The sequence below is a fragment of the Xanthomonas sp. WHRI 6106 genome (assembly GCF_040202405.1).
Lineage (GTDB): Bacteria > Pseudomonadota > Gammaproteobacteria > Xanthomonadales > Xanthomonadaceae > Xanthomonas > Xanthomonas cannabis.
The window spans coordinates 39,990-57,154 of record NZ_JBEGFC010000014.1 but is presented as its reverse complement, the minus strand read 5'-3'; the positions used below and the strand labels follow the sequence as shown (position 1 = coordinate 57,154).

Sequence of the window (17,165 nt, the reverse complement as noted above, 5' to 3'; positions counted from 1 at the left end):
GCAGCGTCGGTGTTTGACATAGGTGTTGGCGAACTGACGCTGATTGCGATCGTCGCCCTGGTGGTGCTCGGTCCCGAGCGCCTGCCCAAGGCGGCCCGATTTGCCGGACTGTGGGTGCGCCGCGCGCGCGCGCAGTGGGATTCGGTCAAGCAGGAACTCGAACGCGAGCTGGAAGCCGAGGAGCTCAAGCGCAGCCTGCAGGACGTGCAGGCCTCGCTGCGCGAAGCCGAAGACCAGCTGCGTCACAAGCAGCAGCTGGTGGAGCAGGGTGCACGCGCACTGCACGACGACGTGGGCCGCGATATCGATATCCGCAGCAGCGCAACGCCGGTGGCCACGCCACTGGAGCTGGCGCATGCGGATCTGTCGACCGGCGCCGATGCCGAGCCGGTTGCTGGGCCTGCCTCAGGTGCTGCCATCGCCGCACCGGCGGCGGCAGCGCCGGTGATTGCACAGGCACAGCCCATTGCGCCGGCGCCCCACCAGGCAGTCGTGCCGGCGCCGCATGACCCCGTGGTACCGGCACCGCATGCAGCGCATCTCACCAGCGCGCCTGCGCAGGGCCTGGCCGCCGCACCGCCTGTCGAGCCGGGCACGCTGCACGTGTCCACCGCACCAACCCCGGCCGACCCGGCCAGGATTCAGGAGAAGCACCCGTGAGCCTGTTCGACGACGCACAGGCCGAAAGCAGTCTGATCGAGCACCTGGTCGAATTGCGCGCCCGCCTGGTGCGTGCCCTGATCGGCTTGGGTGCGGTGCTGCTGGTGCTGTTGCCGTTCTCGCGGGCGATCTATTCCTGGCTGGCCGCGCCGCTGATCTCGCAGCTGCCGCTGGGGCAGACCATGATCGCGATGAACCCGGCCGGCGCGTTCTTCGCCCCGCTCAAGCTGACCTTCTTCGTGGCGGTGTTTTTCAGCGTGCCCTGGCTGCTGTACCAGGCCTGGGCGTTTGTCGCGCCGGGGCTGTACCAGCGCGAAAAGAAGCTGGCATTTCCGCTGCTGGCCTCGGCGGTGGCGTTGTTCTACATCGGCTGCGCGTTCGCGTATTTCCTGGTGTTGCCGGCGGTGTTCCACTTCCTGACCACGTTCAAGCCGGACGTGATCGCCATTACCCCGGACGCCAATTCGTACCTGGACTTCGTGCTGGCGATCTTCTTCGCCTTCGGTGCGAGTTTCGAATTGCCGGTGGCGCTGGTGATCCTCGTGCTGCTGGGCTGGGTCAGCCCCAAGCAACTCAGCGAAGGCCGCGGCTACGCCATCGTCGGCATCTTCATCCTGGCCGCCGTGCTTACCCCACCGGACGTGGTGTCGCAGCTGATGCTGGCCATCCCGATGTGCCTGCTGTATGAGCTGGGCATCATTGCCTCGCGTGCGGTAGGGCCGAAGAGCGCCTAATTCGCGCTCGGTCTGCGAGCTGATCTGGGAATGCAAAGAACCACATCAGAGCAGTTGTTTGAAACATTCTGCGCGCATCATCGGCTGTACTGCCAGCGGATTGCCGAGACATCCAGCCGTACCCCCGACTATCACGTGTGGCTTGGCAGCACGTTGGTGGCGGTGGAGATCAAGCAGATCGAGAGTGATCGCGGAATCGATCCAGATGGCGTGTGGTCCAGGACGATCGGTTGGCATGTGCGCCAGAAGATTGTCGAAGCGCGGGGGCAGCTACGCGCGGCTGCCGGTGCCGGCATGCCGACGGTGTTGCTGATTTACAACACCGTCGATCCGTTTCAGCTATTCGGCACCGAACGACACGACTTCATCAGCGCGATGTATGGCGAGCTGACAGTACGCATCGATACATGCGGTAACGCTGCGAGTGACTTCTTCCACGGCCGTAATGCCACCTTGAGAGAGAATGCCAATACGTCCTTCAGCGGCGTGGGACACCTTCGCGAAACCCGCTCCGGTGCAGAGGTGATCATTTACGAGAACGTGTTTGCAGCGCATCCATTGCCGTTCGGCGACATACCCGACTGCATCACGGCCGTTCGCGTGGAACTCAATCGGACAGACTGACACCACGCGGACAGGTCGAATTGCGTAGGAGCGCACCCGGGCGCGACGGGCGTTCCTGGGAAAGCTTCGTCGCGCCCAGGTGCGCTCCTACGGCTCGCAAGATCAAGCCGCAAACACATCCGGCCGTGAGGGTTTGATCGGCTGGGCGGCGGCGCCTTCGTGGGTGAACATCTGCTTCCACGCCGCGTAGACCGACCCGGCAAACACCGGCATCAGCACCGCCATCAGCAGTAGCTGGGCCAGCCACATCGCCACGGTCTGGCCGGCGACCAGGCCGACGATCAGCGCCACGATCATCACCGCGAAATAGATCGCGAAGATGGCGATGAAAGCCAGCACGAAGAACACCAGCATTGCCGGCAGGTTGTGCAGGCTGGCACGCAGGCTTTCGCGCAGTGCGTGGCCGCCGGTGCTGCGGTCGAACATCACCTGCGGCGGCATCACGAACAGCGCCAGCGTCATCGCCGCGAAGGTGGCGATGGTCAGCAGCAGCCACAGCAGGATGCGCCCGGCCGGCAGGCTGGCGGCAAGCTGCTCGATCTGCACCGGGTCGGGTTGGGCGCCGGACTGGCTGATCTGGTTGATCTTCACCATCACTTCGGACAACTGCTGCAGCCCGCTGGCGCCGATCATCGCCAACAACAGCACACCCAGCAGCAGGCCGGCGATCAGCTGTGGCAGCAGCGACACCAGCAGATGCGGCGCGCGGCCGTCCTGCAGGCCATGCAGCAGATGCGACGGTTTGGCGACGCGGCCTTCGTCCACCTCGCGGATCGCCCACAGCAGGCCGCCCATGAACAGCGGGCCGGCCAGCACCAGCAGGAACTGCAGGGCCGGGCCGAGCAGCGGCACCAGCACCGACAGCGACACCACCAGCGAGGCGGCCACACTCCAGATCACCCCCAGCGAGCCAAGCGCCAGCGGCGCCCGCTTCAACAGCGAGAAACCGGTCAACAGCCATTCTGCGCCGGCAGATGCCGGCACCTTGCGAATTTCGCTCATTCCCATTCCGGATCGATACGCGCGCCGGACCATCCGGCGTGACGCGATTATCGCTGCTTTTACGTGTGCGCGGCGGGACGAGCGTTCACTGTTTGCAGGCCGCGGGCGTGGTGCACGAACCGGCGCAGCAGCTTGCGGGCCACCGGCGCGGCGGTGACCTCACGGGCCACGGTGCGGGCGCAATGGCCGTGGCGGGCAATGCAGTCCGCGCGGGCCTGGACGTAGCCACGCATGTGGTGGGTGGCGAACTCCGGGTGGAACTGCACGCCCCAGGTGGCCCGGCCCCAGCGGAACGCATGGCAGCGGTCCTGGCGCGAGTGCGCCAGCACGATGGCGCCGTCCGGGGCGCGCACCACCGTCTGCAGGTGGGTGGCATGGGCCGGAAACTGCGCCGGCAGGCCTGCAAACAAGGGGTCCTGCCCGGCTGGCGGATGCAGTTCCAGGGCGATCGTGCCGGACTCGCGCCCGGCCGGGTTGTAGTCGACCTCGCCACCCAGCGCATGCGCCAGCAGTTGATGCCCGTAGCAGATGCCCAGCAACGGCATGCCCTGGTGCGCGGCGGTGCGCAGCCAGCCGGCGCTGCGTTCGCTCCAGTCGGCGCGGTCGGTGACGAAGGCGGCCGAGCCGCTGACGATGACGCCGGCAAAGTCAGCCGGATCAGGCAGCGGATCGCCATTGGCGACGTCGATGGCCACCGTTTCATGCTCGGCCAGCCCCGCCGCCACGCGAATCCAGTGCGGAAAACGGCCGTAGCGCTTCATCTCCGGCACGGGCTGCCCGGTTTCGATGATCAGGAACGGCAAAACAGACATGCGCGAAGATCCGGACACGACAGATGTGCCCGATTGTAGGCGGCAGGGGCGGCTTTGTTTCAAGCGTCTCCCCCGGATGGGCCCTGCGCGTCATTGCCGAATGACATGTCTTGATTCCCTCCAGTCGGGGTCGACGGGATCACCCACGGCGGTGACATGCCCTCGATATCGGCAGATAGCGGCGCGACTGGATTGTCGGCGCGTTTCGCCGCGTCGCGGCCTGAGGATGCCGTGGCCTGCTTGAACGGGAGAGGCATGGCTGGGTTGACCGAATTTCGACGCGAAGCCGCGCCCTCCACGCTGCGCCTTTGCTGCAGGGCCCTTGCCCGCCCACCATCGCGGGACACGCTGCAAGTACGTCCATGTAGCTCGGTGGCGGCATCCATGCCGCCAACGGTCCCGCGACGGTGGGCGGGCAAGGACGGTGGAGATGGTCGGTGTGTCAGTGCAGGCGACATGCGACAGGCGACGTTCGCTGGCTATATCACTGGGCGCGGCCAGCTTGCAGCACCCAAACGCGAAGCCGCACCGTCTTCGCACCATGCCCAGCTTCTATAAAACCGCTGTCCAACTGTCTGGTGCGGGGTCCTCGCCGCTCCCTCGGCCAAAGTGGCTTGGCTACTCCCGGGGCGGCAATACCGACAGCACTTCTTCCACCGTGGTCAGCCCGGCGGCGACCTTTTCCAGCCCGGTGCGCCGCAGCGTACGCAGGCCTTCGCCGCGGGCGGCGTGGCTGAAGCTGGCCAATTCGGTGTCCGGGCGGATCAGGGTGCGCAGGCGGGGAGTGACCGGCAACAGTTCGTACAGGCCCACCCGGCCCAGATAGCCGGTGCGGCGGCATTCCAGGCAGCCGACCGGTGCGTGCACGTTGAGTGGTTCCGGCAGCGCTTCGCCCGGCTCGCGAATCGCCGCCCAGTCGGCGTCGCTGAGCGTGTGCGGGCGCTTGCAGTGCACGCACAGGGTGCGCACCAGCCGCTGCGCGAGCACGCCGTTGAGCGTGGAGGCCACCAGGTAGTGCGGTACGCCCAGGTCCAGCAGGCGCGTGATCGCCGAGGCGGCATCGTTGGTGTGCAGCGTGGACAGCACCAGATGCCCGGTCAGCGAAGCCTGCACCGCCATCTGCGCGGTTTCCAGGTCGCGGATTTCGCCGATCATGATGATGTCCGGGTCCTGGCGCAGCAGCGTGCGCACGCCGCTGGCGAAATCCAGGTCGATGTTCTGCTGCACCTGCATCTGGTTGAATTCCGGCGCGATCATTTCGATCGGGTCTTCCACGCTGCACACGTTCACGTCCGGCGTGGCCAGGCGCTTGAGCGTGGAATACAGCGTGGTGGTCTTGCCCGAACCGGTGGGGCCGGTGACCAGCACGATGCCGTGCGGCCGTTCCACCAGCGCGCTCCAGCCGGCGGCCTCTTCGGGGCTGAAGCCGAGCTGCTCGATGCTCTTGAATGCCGAATCCGGGTCGAAGATACGCATCACGCATTTTTCGCCGAACGCGGTGGGCATCGTCGACAACCGCATTTCCACCTCGCGCCCGCCCGGCGAGCGGGTCTTGATGCGGCCGTCCTGCGGGCGGCGGCGCTCTGCCAGGTCCATGCGGCCGAGCACCTTGATGCGGCTGACCACCGCAGTCATCACCGAGGGCGGCACTTCCAGCACCTTGTGCAGCACCCCGTCGATGCGGAAGCGCATGCGCCCGGCCTCGCGGCGCGGCTCCAGGTGGATGTCGCTGGCCCGCTGCTCGTAGGCGTATTGCAGCAGCCAGTCGACGATATGCACGATGTGGTGATCGTCGGCATTGACGTCGCCCGCGCGGCCCAGTTCCACCAGCTGCTCGAAGCTGGGCAGGCCCGCATTGGACTCGGTGCTGCGCGCATCGCCGCGCGCGCCGCGCACCGACTGGGTCACGCCGAAGAACTCCATCGTGTAGCGATGCAGGTCCAGCGGGTTGATCAGCGCCAGCTCGATACGGCGCCGGCTCAAGTGCTGCACGTCGGCCAGCCATTCCAGCGCCAGCGGCTCGCTGGTGGCGATCAGCACCCGTTCGGCATCCAGCGCCAGCGGCAGGATGCGGTGGCGGCGCGCATACGCGTGCGAGACCACGCCAGTGACGGCGGCCACATCGATGCGGGTGGGGTCGATACGCAGGTAACGCAGGCCGGTGCGGGTGGCCAGCCATTCGGTCAGCCGTTCCAGCCCGAGTTCACCGGCCGGTGGCTGCGCGGCATGCAACTTCAGATTAGCCAGCAGCACCAGCGGATGCACGTCGCTGGCGTTGCGCGCGCCGGCCGCGGAGAACTGCACGCGCTCGTGTTCGTGCGGCACCACCATGCCATCGGCCAGCAACGCGGCGGCCACCGAGTCGAACATCAGCCGGCCGCGCGGCAGCAGTGCCACTGCGTTATCCGGATCGGCGGTACGCCGCTGTTCCATGCTGGTTGTCCCCTGCCGCGATCGCCCGCGGCGAAGCGCTGCGGGTGGGCCGGTATACTAGCGCACCCCTTTCGCACGGCCCTTGCTGCATGTCCGATTCCCCCCGCGTTCCAATCACGTTCCAAGGCCTGATCCAGACCCTCAACCAGTACTGGGCCGACCAGGGCTGCGTGCTGATCCAGCCGTTGGACCTGGAAGTGGGCGCGGGCACGTTCCACCCGGCCACGTTCCTGCGCGCGCTGGGACCGGAGCCGTGGAATGCGGCGTATGTGCAGCCTTCGCGCCGTCCCACCGATGGCCGCTACGGCGAGAATCCCAACCGCCTGCAGCGCTATTACCAGTACCAGGTGGCGATGAAGCCCAACCCGGACAACATCCAGGACCTGTACCTGGGCTCGCTCAAGGCGCTGGGCATCGACCCGCTGGTGCACGACCTGCGCTTTGTCGAAGACAACTGGGAATCGCCCACGCTCGGTGCCTGGGGCCTGGGCTGGGAAGTCTGGCTCAACGGTATGGAGGTGACCCAGTTCACCTACTTCCAGCAGGCTGGCGGGCTGGAGTGCAAGCCGGTGCTGGGCGAGATCACCTACGGGCTGGAACGGCTGTGCATGTATCTGCAGAGCTGCGACAACGTCTACGACCTGGTGTGGACCTACGGCCCGGACGGCGCGGCGGTGACGTATGGCGATGTGTATCACCAGAACGAGGTGGAGCAGAGCACCTACAACTTCGAGCACGCCAATGTGGCCGAGCTGTTTCACCGTTTCGATGCCTGCGAAGCCGAGGCCAGGCACCTGGTCGAGGTCGGCCTGCCGTTGCCGGCGTATGAGCAGGTGACCAAGGCCAGCCACGCGTTCAACCTGCTGGATGCACGCCGCGCGATCAGCGTCACCGAGCGCCAGCGCTACATCCTGCGCGTGCGCGCGCTGGCGCAAGGCGTGGCGCAGGCGTATTACGCGCAGCGCGAGAAGCTGGGGTTCCCCGGGGTGAAGAAGTAACGAGAGCCCCTCTCCCACCGGGAGAGGGGTTGGGGTGAGGGTACGGGGCGCAGCCCTCATGCACTCAAACTCCCAAGGCTTCGCCCGTACCCTCATCCGCCCCTGCGGGGCACCTTCTCCCAAGGGGAGAAGGAAGCAATAAGCCCCTCTCCTGCGGGAGAGGGGTTGGGGTGAGGGTACGGGGCGTAGCCCTCATGCACCCAAACTCCACAGAGCTTCGCCCGTAACCTCATCCGCCCCTTCGGGGCACCTTCTCCCGACGGGAGAAGGGAACACGTAAAGGTCCACCTGACATGAGCGAACAACTTCCCCTGCTGATCGAACTGGGCACCGAAGAGCTGCCGGTCAAGGCGCTGCCGGGCCTGGCGCAGGCTTTCTTCGACGGTGTGCTGGCCGGGCTGGAAAAGCGCGGCGTTGCGGTCACCTGTGGCGATGCGAAGCCGCTGTCCACGCCGCGCCGGCTGGCGGTGCTGCTGCCGGGGGTTGCCACTGAGCAGCCGGAGCAGCGCTCCGAAGTGCTTGGGCCGTATCTCACTATCGCGCTGGATGCCGAAGGCCAACCGACCAAGGCGCTGGCCGGATTTGCGGCAAAAGCCGGCATCGACTGGACCGCGCTGGAGCGCACCAGCGATGCCAAGGGCGAGCGTTTCGTGCATCGCGCAGTGACGCCGGGCGCGCGCACTGCCGACCTGTTGCCTGACATCCTGCGCGAAGCCATCGCTGCCATGCCGATCCCCAAGCCGATGCGCTGGGGCGCGCACGACTACGCCTTCGCGCGGCCGGTGCAGTGGCTGGTGCTGTTGTTCGGTAATGCGGTGATTCCGGCCGAATTGCTGGGTGTGCGCGGCGATCGCGTGACGCGTGGGCACCGCTTCATGCATGAAGGCGCGGTGTCGTTGGCCGCGCCGGGCGACTACATCGACGCGCTACGTGCGGCGCATGTGCTGGTGGACGCCGACGCGCGCCGCTCCCGCATCGTTGAAGAGGTGGAAGCAGCCGCCAGGAAGGCCGGTGGCAGTGCGCGCATCAGCGACGACAACCTGGAGCAGGTGGTCAACCTGGTCGAATGGCCGTCGGCGGTGCTGTGCAGTTTCGAGCGTGACTTCCTGGCGGTGCCGCAGGAAGCGCTGATCGAGACCATGGAGATCAACCAGAAGTTCTTCCCGGTGCTGGATGACGGTGGCAAGTTGACCGAGCAGTTCATCGGCATCGCCAATATCGAATCCAGGGACGTGGCCGAAGTGGCCAAGGGCTACGAGCGCGTGATCCGCCCGCGCTTTGCCGACGCCAAGTTCTTCTTCGACGAAGACCTCAAGCAGGGCCTCGAAGCGATGGGCGCAGGCCTGGCCACTGTCACGTATCAGGCCAAGCTCGGCAGCGTGGCCGACAAGGTCGCGCGTGTGGCGGCGCTGGCCGAGGCGATCGCGCCGCAAGTGGGCGCCGATCCGGTGCAGGCGCGCCGCGCTGCATCGTTGGCCAAGAACGACCTGCAGTCGCGCATGGTCAACGAGTTTCCGGAATTGCAGGGCATCGCCGGCCGCCATTACGCCAAGGCCGCTGGTGAGCCCAGCGAGATTTCGCTGGCTATCGACGAGGCCTACCAGCCGCGTTTTGCCGGCGATGACATCGCACTGTCGCCATTGGGAAAAGTGCTGGCAATCGCCGAGCGTCTGGATACCTTGGCCGGTGGGTTTGCGGCGGGTCTGAAGCCGACCGGCAACAAGGACCCGTTTGCGCTGCGGCGTAATGCGTTGGGGTTGGCGCGGACGGTGATTGAGAGCGGGTTTGAGTTGGATCTGAAGGCCACTTTGGTGACTGCTTCCAAATTGTTGCCATGGGATCGCCTGATCAAGAAAGCGACGCTGTCGAACGAAGCAACGATTGCTGACATCGACTCGACGCAGCACGCGCAGCTTGCGGGGGAAATCTTCGACTTCATCCTCGACCGCCTACGCGGCTACTACGCGGACAAAGGCGTGCCCGCAACGCATTTCAATGCAGTCGCTGGCTTGTTCTCGGTCGCGCCCGAGGGCGCTCCTGCACCGGCCAGCGTGGGAGCGCACCTGGGCGCGACCCACGGCTCCCTCTACGACTTCGACCGCCGCATCGATGCCATCGGCATCTTCGCCACCTTGCCCGAAGCCGAAGCCCTGGCCGCCGCCAACAAGCGCATTCGCAACATCCTGCGCAAGATCGAGGGCGAGATTCCCGGCGACATCGACACCAGCCTGCTACGTGAACCGGCCGAAGAAGCCCTGGCCGAAGCCGTGGAAGCGGCGATAGGCGACACCGGCGACGCGCTGCATCGCCACGACTACGTCGCCGTGCTCGCCCGCCTGGCCCGCCTGCGCCCGCAGGTGGACGCCTTCTTCGACGGCGTGATGGTCAATGCCGAAGACCCGCAGCTGCGCGCCAACCGCCTGGCCCTGCTCAAGAAGCTCGGCGACCGTCTCGGCAGCGTGGCCGCCATCGAGCACTTGTCCAGCTGACGGGCAATGCGCGTGACGGTGCCGCTGCCGTCACGCGCCGGCTGGGGACGACAGCGCCTGACCGATCATCAGTGGTGCGCTGCAGCGTTGCTGCCGTAGTGCGACCCCGTGGCACAGACGCTTCACCCGCGGAGAAGGGACAACGCCACATCACTGCGCCATGTGCGGGCTGACGGTACGCGGGTGCTATCTCCGCCGATTCCCGGGAAAGCCTACGGCGCTGTCCTCTCATCCGGCGAGCCTCCTGTGCAGGCGTGTGCATGCGCACGTGACAGACGACATGGCACTCTCGACCCCTAGACGTCCCATTAACAGACCTTCGCGGTCCTGCCGGTATCCTGCGCCGATGCGATTCATCTTCCGGGTTCGACCCGTTCTTCTGCTGCTGTGCGTCCTGGCTGGACCGGCCCTGGCGCGGGCAACCATCGACAAGATCGAGATCAAGGGGTTGGACGACGGCGACGATGCCGAGATGATCGAGAACATCGAGGTCTCCCTGTCTCTGTATGAGGCCGTGGGCAAGGAGCAGGGCGAGTCGCGATTGGAATATCTGCTGGCCCAGGCCGAGCGACAGACGCGCGAGGCGCTGGAGCCGTTCGGCTACTACTCGCCGACCATCGAGCTGGCGGCGCCGCGCAACGGCGACCGGGTCACGGTGGTGATCACGGTGGACCGCGGCGAGCCGGTGCGGGTGCGCACCTCGCATATCTCCATCACCGGCTGGGCCGAGCAGGACCGCTACCTGGGGCAAGATCTCAAGCAGTTCGAACCGCGCGAAGGCCAGGTTTTCAGTCATCCGCAATATGAGGCCAGCAAGGTGCGCATCACCCGGCGCCTGGCCGAGCGTGGCTATTTCGATGCCGATTTCACCCAGCGCCGGGTGGCGGTGACGCGCGCCGAACACGCTGCCGACATCGATCTGAACTGGGACAGCGGCCGCCGCTACGACATGGGCAAGGTGCGTTTCGACTACGACTACTTCCGCGACGGGCTGTTCGACCCGCTGGTGTACTGGGACGAGGGCAGCTACTACCACGAGGGCAAGCTGGACCGGCTGCGCGAGTCGCTGACCAAGCTGGATTACTTCAGCAGCATCGACATCCAGCCCAAGCCCGAAGAGGCCGATGCCGATGGCCGCGTGCCGGTGGACGTCAAGCTCACCCGCGCCAAGCGCACCATCTACACCTCCGGCCTGAGCTACGGCAGCGAGAGCGGCGCCGGTGTGCGCGGCGGGGTGGAGCGGCGCTATGTCAATTCGCGCGGCCACAAGATGGATACGCAGCTGGACTACGCGCAGAACCGCAAGAGCCTGACCACCAGCTACCGGGTCCCCGCGTTCCGCTGGCTCGACGGCTGGTACACCGCCTCGGCGCGGTTGTATGACGAGCAGACCGAGTACATCGACCTGCGCAATGTCAAGCTCACCGGCAGCCGCAGTGGCCAGATCAACGAGCGCTGGAGCGCGATCGCGTCCATCAACGCCTTGCGCGAGCGCTGGCGCTTCAGCAGCGGCAACGACTTCGAAGGGGCGGTATACGAAACCTCCACCCTGATCTATCCGCAGTTGCAGGCCAACTACGTCAATGTCGACGACCGCCTGTTTCCGCGCAGTGGCGTGTCGGCGCAGATGTTCATCCGTGGCGGCGCCGAGGGGGCGGGCTCGGACACCAACTTCGGCCAGCTGTATGGGCAGCTGCGCTGGTTCCTGGGCGCCGGCGACAACGGGCGGGTGATCCTGCGCGGCGAAGGCGGCACCACCTGGACCAGCGACCTGGTCGCCATGCCGCCGAGCCTGCGCTTCTTCGCCGGTGGCGCCAACAGCATCCGCGGCTATGCATTCCGCGAAGTCGGCCCGCGCACGCCCAAGCCGGACGAATTCGCACTGGGTGCCAAGAATGCGGTCACCGCCAGTGCCGAGTACGAGCATTACCTCAAGGGCGGGCCGTGGGGCGGGGCGGTGTTCGTCGACAGCGGCAGCGCGTTCGACAACACGCCCGACTGGCATACCGGTATCGGCTTCGGCCTGCGCTGGCGCTCGCCGGTGGGGCCGGTGCGCGTGGATATCGCGCACGGCCTGAACGACCCCGACTCGCAGTTCCAGCTGTATATCGATATCGGTGCCAACCTGTGAGTACACCCACGCCGCCCTCCGCGCCGCGCCGCGCGCGCTTCTACCGCCGGCGCCGCTTCTGGGTGGGCTCCGGCCTGACCGTGCTCGGGCTGGTGCTGCTGGCCTTGATCGCGATCTATTGGTTGCTGCAGACCGTGGCCGGGCGCGATGTGTTGCTGGCCCAGGTGGTGGCGCGCCTGCCGGTGGGCGCCAGCTTTACCTACGGCACCGTCGAAGGCCCGGTAGCGGGCCCGTTGACCTTGCGCAACGTCGATTTCAAGTACCAGGACATCCACTTCACCGCCGAGCGCGTGTACCTGGAGCCGGATCTGCGGCCGCTACTGGGGCGCAAGCTGCAACTGGATGCCGTGCAGGTGAGCAATGCCACCTTGAACCTCGGCAAGAGCGACGAGCCGTTCACCTTGCCCAGTTGGCCGGAGTCGCTGCCGCAGATCAACGTGCCGCTGGCGATCCAGGCCGACAAGATCGATGTGCAGAACCTGCGCATCACCCAACTGCGGCAGCCGATGATCGTGCTGCACACCGTGCAGGGCGGCCTGGAAGTGGCCACCGGCGAACTGCGCACGCGCGATCTGGTGGTCGACACCGACATGGGCGACTTCCGCCTGCATGGCGACTACCTTCCCAACGACGATTACCACGCCGATCTCACCGCTACCGCAGTGCTGCCGGCCGCGCGCGGGCGTACGCCGGCCAGCCTGGGGCTGGTCGCACGCGGCGATCTGGACAAGATGGAAGTGGCCATCGCCGGCCGCGCGCCGGCACCGCTGCAGGCCAGCCTGGTGTTCACCGGCCGCGACGACCCGACCTGGGCGTTCAAGGCGGTCACCGAGGCGCTGGACACCTCGCTGTTGATTCCGGCTGCCGATGGCGCGCCCAGCGCGCCGGCCACGCCGATCGCAGTGAACCTGGCCGCCTCCGGCAAGGGCGGCAAGGCCGACCTGCAGGGCAGCATCACACAGGGCGAGTTGAGCGCCACCCTGCAGCCGTCGCATATCAGCCTGGCCGATCAGGTACTGACCGTCGAACCGCTGGTGATCGACACCTTCGAAGGTCGCACCCAGCTGCGCGGCACCGCCGATTTCCGCGATACCCAGAATCCGAGTTTCCGCTTTGCCGTCAACGCCAGCGGCCTGCGCTTCACCCCGACGCCGGACCCGGCCACCCCGGATGCACCGCTGGTGCCGGTGGAGTTGCAAGAGGCGCGCCTGGGCATTGCCGGCACCTTGAAGGCCTGGGCGGCGATCGGCCGCGCCACGCTGCAACGCGACGGCCAGCAGGCCGCGCTGGTGTTCGATAGCCGCGGCAACGATCAACGCGCGCAGCTCAAGCAGGTGCAGGCGAAAACGCCGGGCGGTTCGCTGGATCTTACCGGCGAGGTGGGCTGGACGCCGGAGCTGCAGTGGGACGTCACCGCGCAGCTGGCCAAGTTCGATCCGGGCTATTTCGCGCCGGGCTGGAACGGCAATCTCTCTGGCAAAGTCGCCTCCAAGGGCCGCCAGCTGCCGGCACCGGCCGGCGGTGTCTCGCCGGGCTTCGAGGCCACTGCAGAGATCCCCAGCCTGACCGGCCAGCTGCGTCAACGCGCGCTGTCGGCCAATGGCAAGTTCGCACTGCGTGGCGAACAAGGCGAGGGTGAGTTGCAACTGGCGCTGGGCAATAGCCGCATCAACGCCAAGGGCAAGGTGGGCGACCAGCTCGACATCGCCGCGCAGCTGCAGCCCTTGCAGCTGGACGATGTGCTGCCGGGTGCCACCGGTGTGGTGCGCGGGCAGCTGCAGGTCAGCGGCAAGCGCGATGCGCCGGACATCAGCGCCGACATCGCCGGCAATGGCTTGCGCTGGGGCAGCTATAGCGCGCAGAGCATCAGCCTGCGCGGCCGCCTGCCGTGGCGCGGCAGCGACGGGCAGCTGGCCTTGCAGGGCGCTGCCATCGAGGCGGGCGTGGTGCTGGACAGCGTGCGCGTGCAGGCGCGCGGTGCGGTGGAAGCCTTGCGCCTGGATGCCGACATTGCCAACAGCATGGCCAGCGTCGCCTTACAGGGCGATATGCGCCGCAATGGCGAGCGTTGGCAGGGCCAGGTCGCCACGCTGCGGATCGCCCCCGCCAAGGGCGATGCCTGGGCGCTGCGCCAGCCGGCGCAGTTCAGCACCGATGGCGCCGCATTTACCTTGGCCGATACCTGCCTGGGCGCGGCCACCGGCGGCGCGCTGTGTGCCAGCGCCAACTGGCCACGTGAGGGCATGGTGGTGCATGGCGATGCACTGCCGCTGGCGCTGGTGCAACCGTGGTTGCCCAAGCAGGAAGGCCGCCAGATCTATCTGCGTGGCGAGCTGTCGCTGGACGGCAGTTTCAAGCCGCGCGGCAACGCCTGGGAAGGCAGCCTGCGTATCGCCTCGCCGGAAGGCGGCATTCGCCTCGGCGAAACCCGCTACGCCGCGGTGGCCGGCAATCCCAATCGCGGCGAGTTGCTGCGCTACGACCAGTTCAGCGTGCAGGCCGATTTCACCCAGCAGCAGATCCAGGCCAAGCTCGGTATCGGCTTCCAGGGCGCGGGCTTTGTGGATGCCAAGTTCAACACCGGCTGGGATGCGTACGCACCGCTTAACGGCGAGCTGTATCTCAACATGTCGCGGCTGTACTGGCTGGAGCTGGTCGTGGCTGACGTGGTGCGGCCCAAGGGCCTGGTCGAAGGCCATGTGAGCCTGCGCGGCACCCGCGACAAACCGCTGCTGGGCGGCGACGCCACGCTGAGCGATTTCACCGCCGAGTACCCCTCGATGGGCCTGACCCTGAGCGAAGGCAAGGGGCGCTTCGACGCGCTGCCGGATGGCTCGGCCAAGATCACCGCCTCGGCCAAGTCCGGCGAGGGCACGCTCAACATCGATGGCGGGCTGTCGTGGTTCGGCACCAGCACGCCGCTGCTGCTCAATATCCGCGGCGAAAACGTGCTGGCCTACAACACCAGCGAGTTGCGCATCATCGCCAATCCGGACATGCAGTTCGGCATCACCGACAACACCATGCAGCTGCGCGGCAAGGTCACCGTGCCCGAAGCCGATATCGACCTGGAGCGGCTGGATCGTGGCACCTCGGTGTCCGAAGACGTGGTGGTGCTGGACCCGGTGGACCCGGAAGAAACGCCGGCCTCGCCGCTGGATATGGACCTGGCCATCGTGCTCGGCGACAAGGTCAACATGAGCGGCTTCGGCCTGAAGGGCGGGCTGAGCGGGCAGATGCAGATCCGCGCGCGCCCGGGGCGCGAAATGACGGCCAACGGCGGGCTGGATGTGCGTGGCCGCTACAAGGCCTATGGCCAGGACCTGACCATCAGCCGCGGCCAGCTGACCTGGAACAACAACATCGTCTCCGACCCACGCGTGAGCCTGCGCGCCGAACGCAAGATCGGCGATGTCACCGCCGGCATCGACGTCAGCGGACGTGCCGAATCGCCGCGTGCGGATGTGTGGTCGGAACCGGCGATGTCGCAATCGGAGGCGCTGTCGTACCTGGTGCTCGGCCGCGGCCTGTCCACCGCCAGCAGCGACGAAACCCAGCAGGTCAGCGCCGCCTCGGCTGCCCTGTCGGCTGGTAGCAGCCTGATCGCCTCGCAGATCGGCGCCAAGCTCGGTCTGGACGAAGCGGGAGTGAGCGAATCCAGCACCGTCGGCTCGGTGGTGGGCTTCGGCAAGTATCTCTCGCCGAAACTCTATGTCGGCTATGGCGTGTCGATGGTCGGTAGCGGCTCAGTGCTGACGCTCAAATACCTGCTCAGCCGCGGCTTCGATATCGAGGCCGAATCGAGCACCGTGGAGACCAAGGGCTCGGTGAACTGGCGGCGGGAGAAGTAACAGTCAATCGCACATCAGTGCATCACATGGTGTGCGTGGCGCCGCATGTGTCAGGTCGAGACCTGACACATGCAGATATCAAGGGATGTTCGGCCATGCGTGAGGCATCGCCAGGTTGAGCGCTGCAGTTTTATCTACAACCTCTTCAGCCGCATTGTCGGGCGCGGCACACCGGCATCGCGCAGGCATTACGCACTTTTTATGCCGGCGCACCAGCGCGCGAATGGCCCCTTTATGCCCATCGGTCCTACCTTGCTACTCCCGCACTGTGGTGCGTTGAGCCAAATACGATGTGCATCCTGATTTTGCGAGGTCCTCAGGCGATTCCGGCGCCATCGGTGCCGATGCAATTGCCTGAGTGTGCTGGCCGTGCGTTGCGCACGCTGGCGTGTGCCGATGTGGATAGCTTAATTGCCGAGTTGCATGCGGCCGGTGGCGATGCCGAGGTGGAGCTGGTGTTGCTGGATTCGGGTGATCTGCCCTTGTCCGAGCGCAGTTGCGCGCGGGCCTTGCGGGCAGCCGTGGATGCATTGCCCACGCCGTATATCGAGCTGCATACCGATGCCGATCAGGAGCTGGAGCCGTGGCTGCATGCGCAGCATGCGCCGCTGGCGGTGGTGATCACGCCGCACGATGCGCCGCGTGCGTATGCGATGTCGCTCGGCATTGCTGCGCGCTGTCTGCCATCGCTGCACGCGCCGTTGCGCGTGGCTGCCTGAGGAGGCGCCATGTCGATCATGATCGTGCGTGGGCCGGAGGCATCGCTGCCGTTGGTGCGTGGGCCGCAGCCGTTGCCGCGGGCCGTCATTCGCCAGCTGGTGCAATGCGCCGGCGATGCGGGCAAGACCGTGGCATTGCGGGCCTGTGGGTCGGAGCAGGAATTGCTGGATGCCCTGCGCGTGGCGGGGCAGGCGCGGATGGAGATCGCGTTGATCGATCCGGGCAGTTGCGTGGACAGTGCGCGTCTGCACCGTGTGCTGGGCGCATTGCCGTATCCGTTCGTGGAGACCCACGACGACAGCGCGGACCGGCCGGAGCGGTGCCTGCCACCGGGGTTTGCGCCCTGCATTGCAACCGTGCGCGGCTACTGCGCGCAGAGTTATCTGCTAGGGCTGGAAATCGCGCTGGAGCATCTGGGCTGCACGGAGATCCAGGGCGATGTCCATGTCGGGACCTGAGCCGCGCCAGCTGCATTATTTTGCAGACTACGAAGGCTATTGCGATGGCCGGCCGGTGGTGTGGGGTCAATTGACGCACAGCGTGGACGTGCCTGCCGACGGCGAGCTGGATGCAGCGGGATTGGTGTGCGCGCTGCGCCGCCGGGCGGCCGAGGCGCATGGGTTGGAGGCGGGGCAGATCCGGCTATGCCAGGTGACCCGGCTGTAGCGGCCCTGCCGCTACAACAGCGCGGCCGGACGCTGCGCCGATGCT

General features: G+C 66.7%; 13 protein-coding genes. 10 read left to right on the top strand and 3 right to left on the bottom strand.

The window, feature by feature from the left end; all coding sequences use genetic code 11:
• Positions 1-9: 9 nt before the first annotated feature.
• The 3 genes from tatB to ABQZ09_RS17980 are packed head-to-tail and all read left to right on the top strand — an operon-like array spanning position 10 to position 2,018.
• Complete coding sequence (gene tatB / locus ABQZ09_RS17990) at positions 10-660, top strand: Sec-independent protein translocase protein TatB (protein WP_184558099.1); 651 nt, start codon at positions 10-12, stop codon at positions 658-660.
• Positions 657-1,394, top strand: a complete 738-nt coding sequence (tatC, locus tag ABQZ09_RS17985) for a twin-arginine translocase subunit TatC (RefSeq protein ID WP_039412278.1) — start codon at positions 657-659, stop codon at positions 1,392-1,394. Before tatB ends, tatC begins: the two co-directional genes overlap by 4 nt.
• Positions 1,395-1,424: 30 nt before the next feature.
• Complete coding sequence (locus ABQZ09_RS17980) at positions 1,425-2,018, top strand: hypothetical protein (RefSeq protein WP_349777545.1); 594 nt, start codon at positions 1,425-1,427, stop codon at positions 2,016-2,018.
• Between the two features lie 102 nt (positions 2,019-2,120).
• Here the strand turns inward: ABQZ09_RS17980 and ABQZ09_RS17975 are convergent, their stop codons facing one another.
• The 3 genes from ABQZ09_RS17975 to ABQZ09_RS17965 form a co-directional block, all read right to left on the bottom strand.
• The gene (locus tag ABQZ09_RS17975) at positions 2,121-3,020 is read right to left on the bottom strand and encodes a BPSS1780 family membrane protein (protein WP_039412276.1); all 900 of its coding nucleotides are present in this window, start codon (positions 3,018-3,020) and stop codon (positions 2,121-2,123) included.
• A 59-nt stretch (positions 3,021-3,079) separates the two neighbouring features.
• The gene (locus ABQZ09_RS17970; protein ID WP_184558096.1) at positions 3,080-3,832 is read right to left on the bottom strand and encodes a glutamine amidotransferase; all 753 of its coding nucleotides are present in this window, start codon (positions 3,830-3,832) and stop codon (positions 3,080-3,082) included.
• Between the two features lie 618 nt (positions 3,833-4,450).
• On the bottom strand, positions 4,451-6,265 hold the full coding sequence (locus ABQZ09_RS17965; protein WP_228315037.1) for a GspE/PulE family protein: 1,815 nt from the start codon (positions 6,263-6,265) through the stop codon (positions 4,451-4,453).
• 89 nt (positions 6,266-6,354) lie between these two features.
• Here ABQZ09_RS17965 and glyQ point away from each other — a divergent pair, with 89 nt between their 5' ends.
• The 7 genes from glyQ to ABQZ09_RS17930 all read left to right on the top strand — a co-directional run bounded on the left by glyQ (position 6,355) and on the right by ABQZ09_RS17930 (position 17,120).
• Positions 6,355-7,263: a glycine--tRNA ligase subunit alpha gene (gene glyQ / locus ABQZ09_RS17960; RefSeq protein WP_039412270.1), complete on the top strand. Its 909-nt coding sequence runs from the start codon at positions 6,355-6,357 to the stop codon at positions 7,261-7,263.
• A 293-nt stretch (positions 7,264-7,556) separates the two neighbouring features.
• On the top strand, positions 7,557-9,752 hold the full coding sequence (gene glyS / locus ABQZ09_RS17955; RefSeq protein WP_349777544.1) for a glycine--tRNA ligase subunit beta: 2,196 nt from the start codon (positions 7,557-7,559) through the stop codon (positions 9,750-9,752).
• 346 nt (positions 9,753-10,098) lie between these two features.
• Positions 10,099-11,883, top strand: coding sequence for an autotransporter assembly complex protein TamA (locus ABQZ09_RS17950; protein WP_139051253.1), 1,785 nt, complete (start codon positions 10,099-10,101; stop codon positions 11,881-11,883).
• Positions 11,880-15,734: a translocation/assembly module TamB domain-containing protein gene (locus ABQZ09_RS17945; RefSeq protein WP_349777543.1), complete on the top strand. Its 3,855-nt coding sequence runs from the start codon at positions 11,880-11,882 to the stop codon at positions 15,732-15,734. The genes ABQZ09_RS17950 and ABQZ09_RS17945 overlap by 4 nt, the downstream gene beginning before the upstream one ends.
• 290 nt (positions 15,735-16,024) lie before the next feature.
• The gene (locus ABQZ09_RS17940) at positions 16,025-16,453 is read left to right on the top strand and encodes a hypothetical protein (RefSeq protein ID WP_039412264.1); all 429 of its coding nucleotides are present in this window, start codon (positions 16,025-16,027) and stop codon (positions 16,451-16,453) included.
• A 9-nt stretch (positions 16,454-16,462) separates the two neighbouring features.
• Entirely contained in the window at positions 16,463-16,912 is a 450-nt protein-coding gene (locus tag ABQZ09_RS17935; RefSeq protein WP_039412262.1) for a 3-dehydroquinate dehydratase, read from the top strand.
• Positions 16,893-17,120 carry a hypothetical protein gene (locus ABQZ09_RS17930; protein WP_039412260.1) on the top strand — a complete coding sequence of 76 codons (228 nt, stop codon included), beginning with the start codon at positions 16,893-16,895 and terminating at the stop codon, positions 17,118-17,120. Before ABQZ09_RS17935 ends, ABQZ09_RS17930 begins: the two co-directional genes overlap by 20 nt.
• Positions 17,121-17,165 lie beyond the last annotated feature (45 nt).

What these genes read in the sequence shown, in the direction of transcription:
- glyS (WP_349777544.1), top strand. Translation starts at nt 7,557, where the DNA reads ATGAGCGAACAACTTCCCCTGCTGATCGAACTGGGCACCGAAGAGCTG.
- ABQZ09_RS17930 (WP_039412260.1), top strand. Translation starts at nt 16,893, where the DNA reads ATGTCCATGTCGGGACCTGAGCCGCGCCAGCTGCATTATTTTGCAGAC.
- ABQZ09_RS17940 (WP_039412264.1), top strand. Translation starts at nt 16,025, where the DNA reads ATGTGCATCCTGATTTTGCGAGGTCCTCAGGCGATTCCGGCGCCATCG.
- ABQZ09_RS17935 (WP_039412262.1), top strand. Translation starts at nt 16,463, where the DNA reads ATGTCGATCATGATCGTGCGTGGGCCGGAGGCATCGCTGCCGTTGGTG.
- ABQZ09_RS17980 (WP_349777545.1), top strand. Translation starts at nt 1,425, where the DNA reads ATGCAAAGAACCACATCAGAGCAGTTGTTTGAAACATTCTGCGCGCAT.
- ABQZ09_RS17970 (WP_184558096.1), bottom strand. Translation starts at nt 3,832, where the DNA reads ATGTCTGTTTTGCCGTTCCTGATCATCGAAACCGGGCAGCCCGTGCCG.
- ABQZ09_RS17975 (WP_039412276.1), bottom strand. Translation starts at nt 3,020, where the DNA reads ATGAGCGAAATTCGCAAGGTGCCGGCATCTGCCGGCGCAGAATGGCTG.
- ABQZ09_RS17965 (WP_228315037.1), bottom strand. Translation starts at nt 6,265, where the DNA reads ATGGAACAGCGGCGTACCGCCGATCCGGATAACGCAGTGGCACTGCTG.
- ABQZ09_RS17950 (WP_139051253.1), top strand. Translation starts at nt 10,099, where the DNA reads ATGCGATTCATCTTCCGGGTTCGACCCGTTCTTCTGCTGCTGTGCGTC.
- glyQ (WP_039412270.1), top strand. Translation starts at nt 6,355, where the DNA reads ATGTCCGATTCCCCCCGCGTTCCAATCACGTTCCAAGGCCTGATCCAG.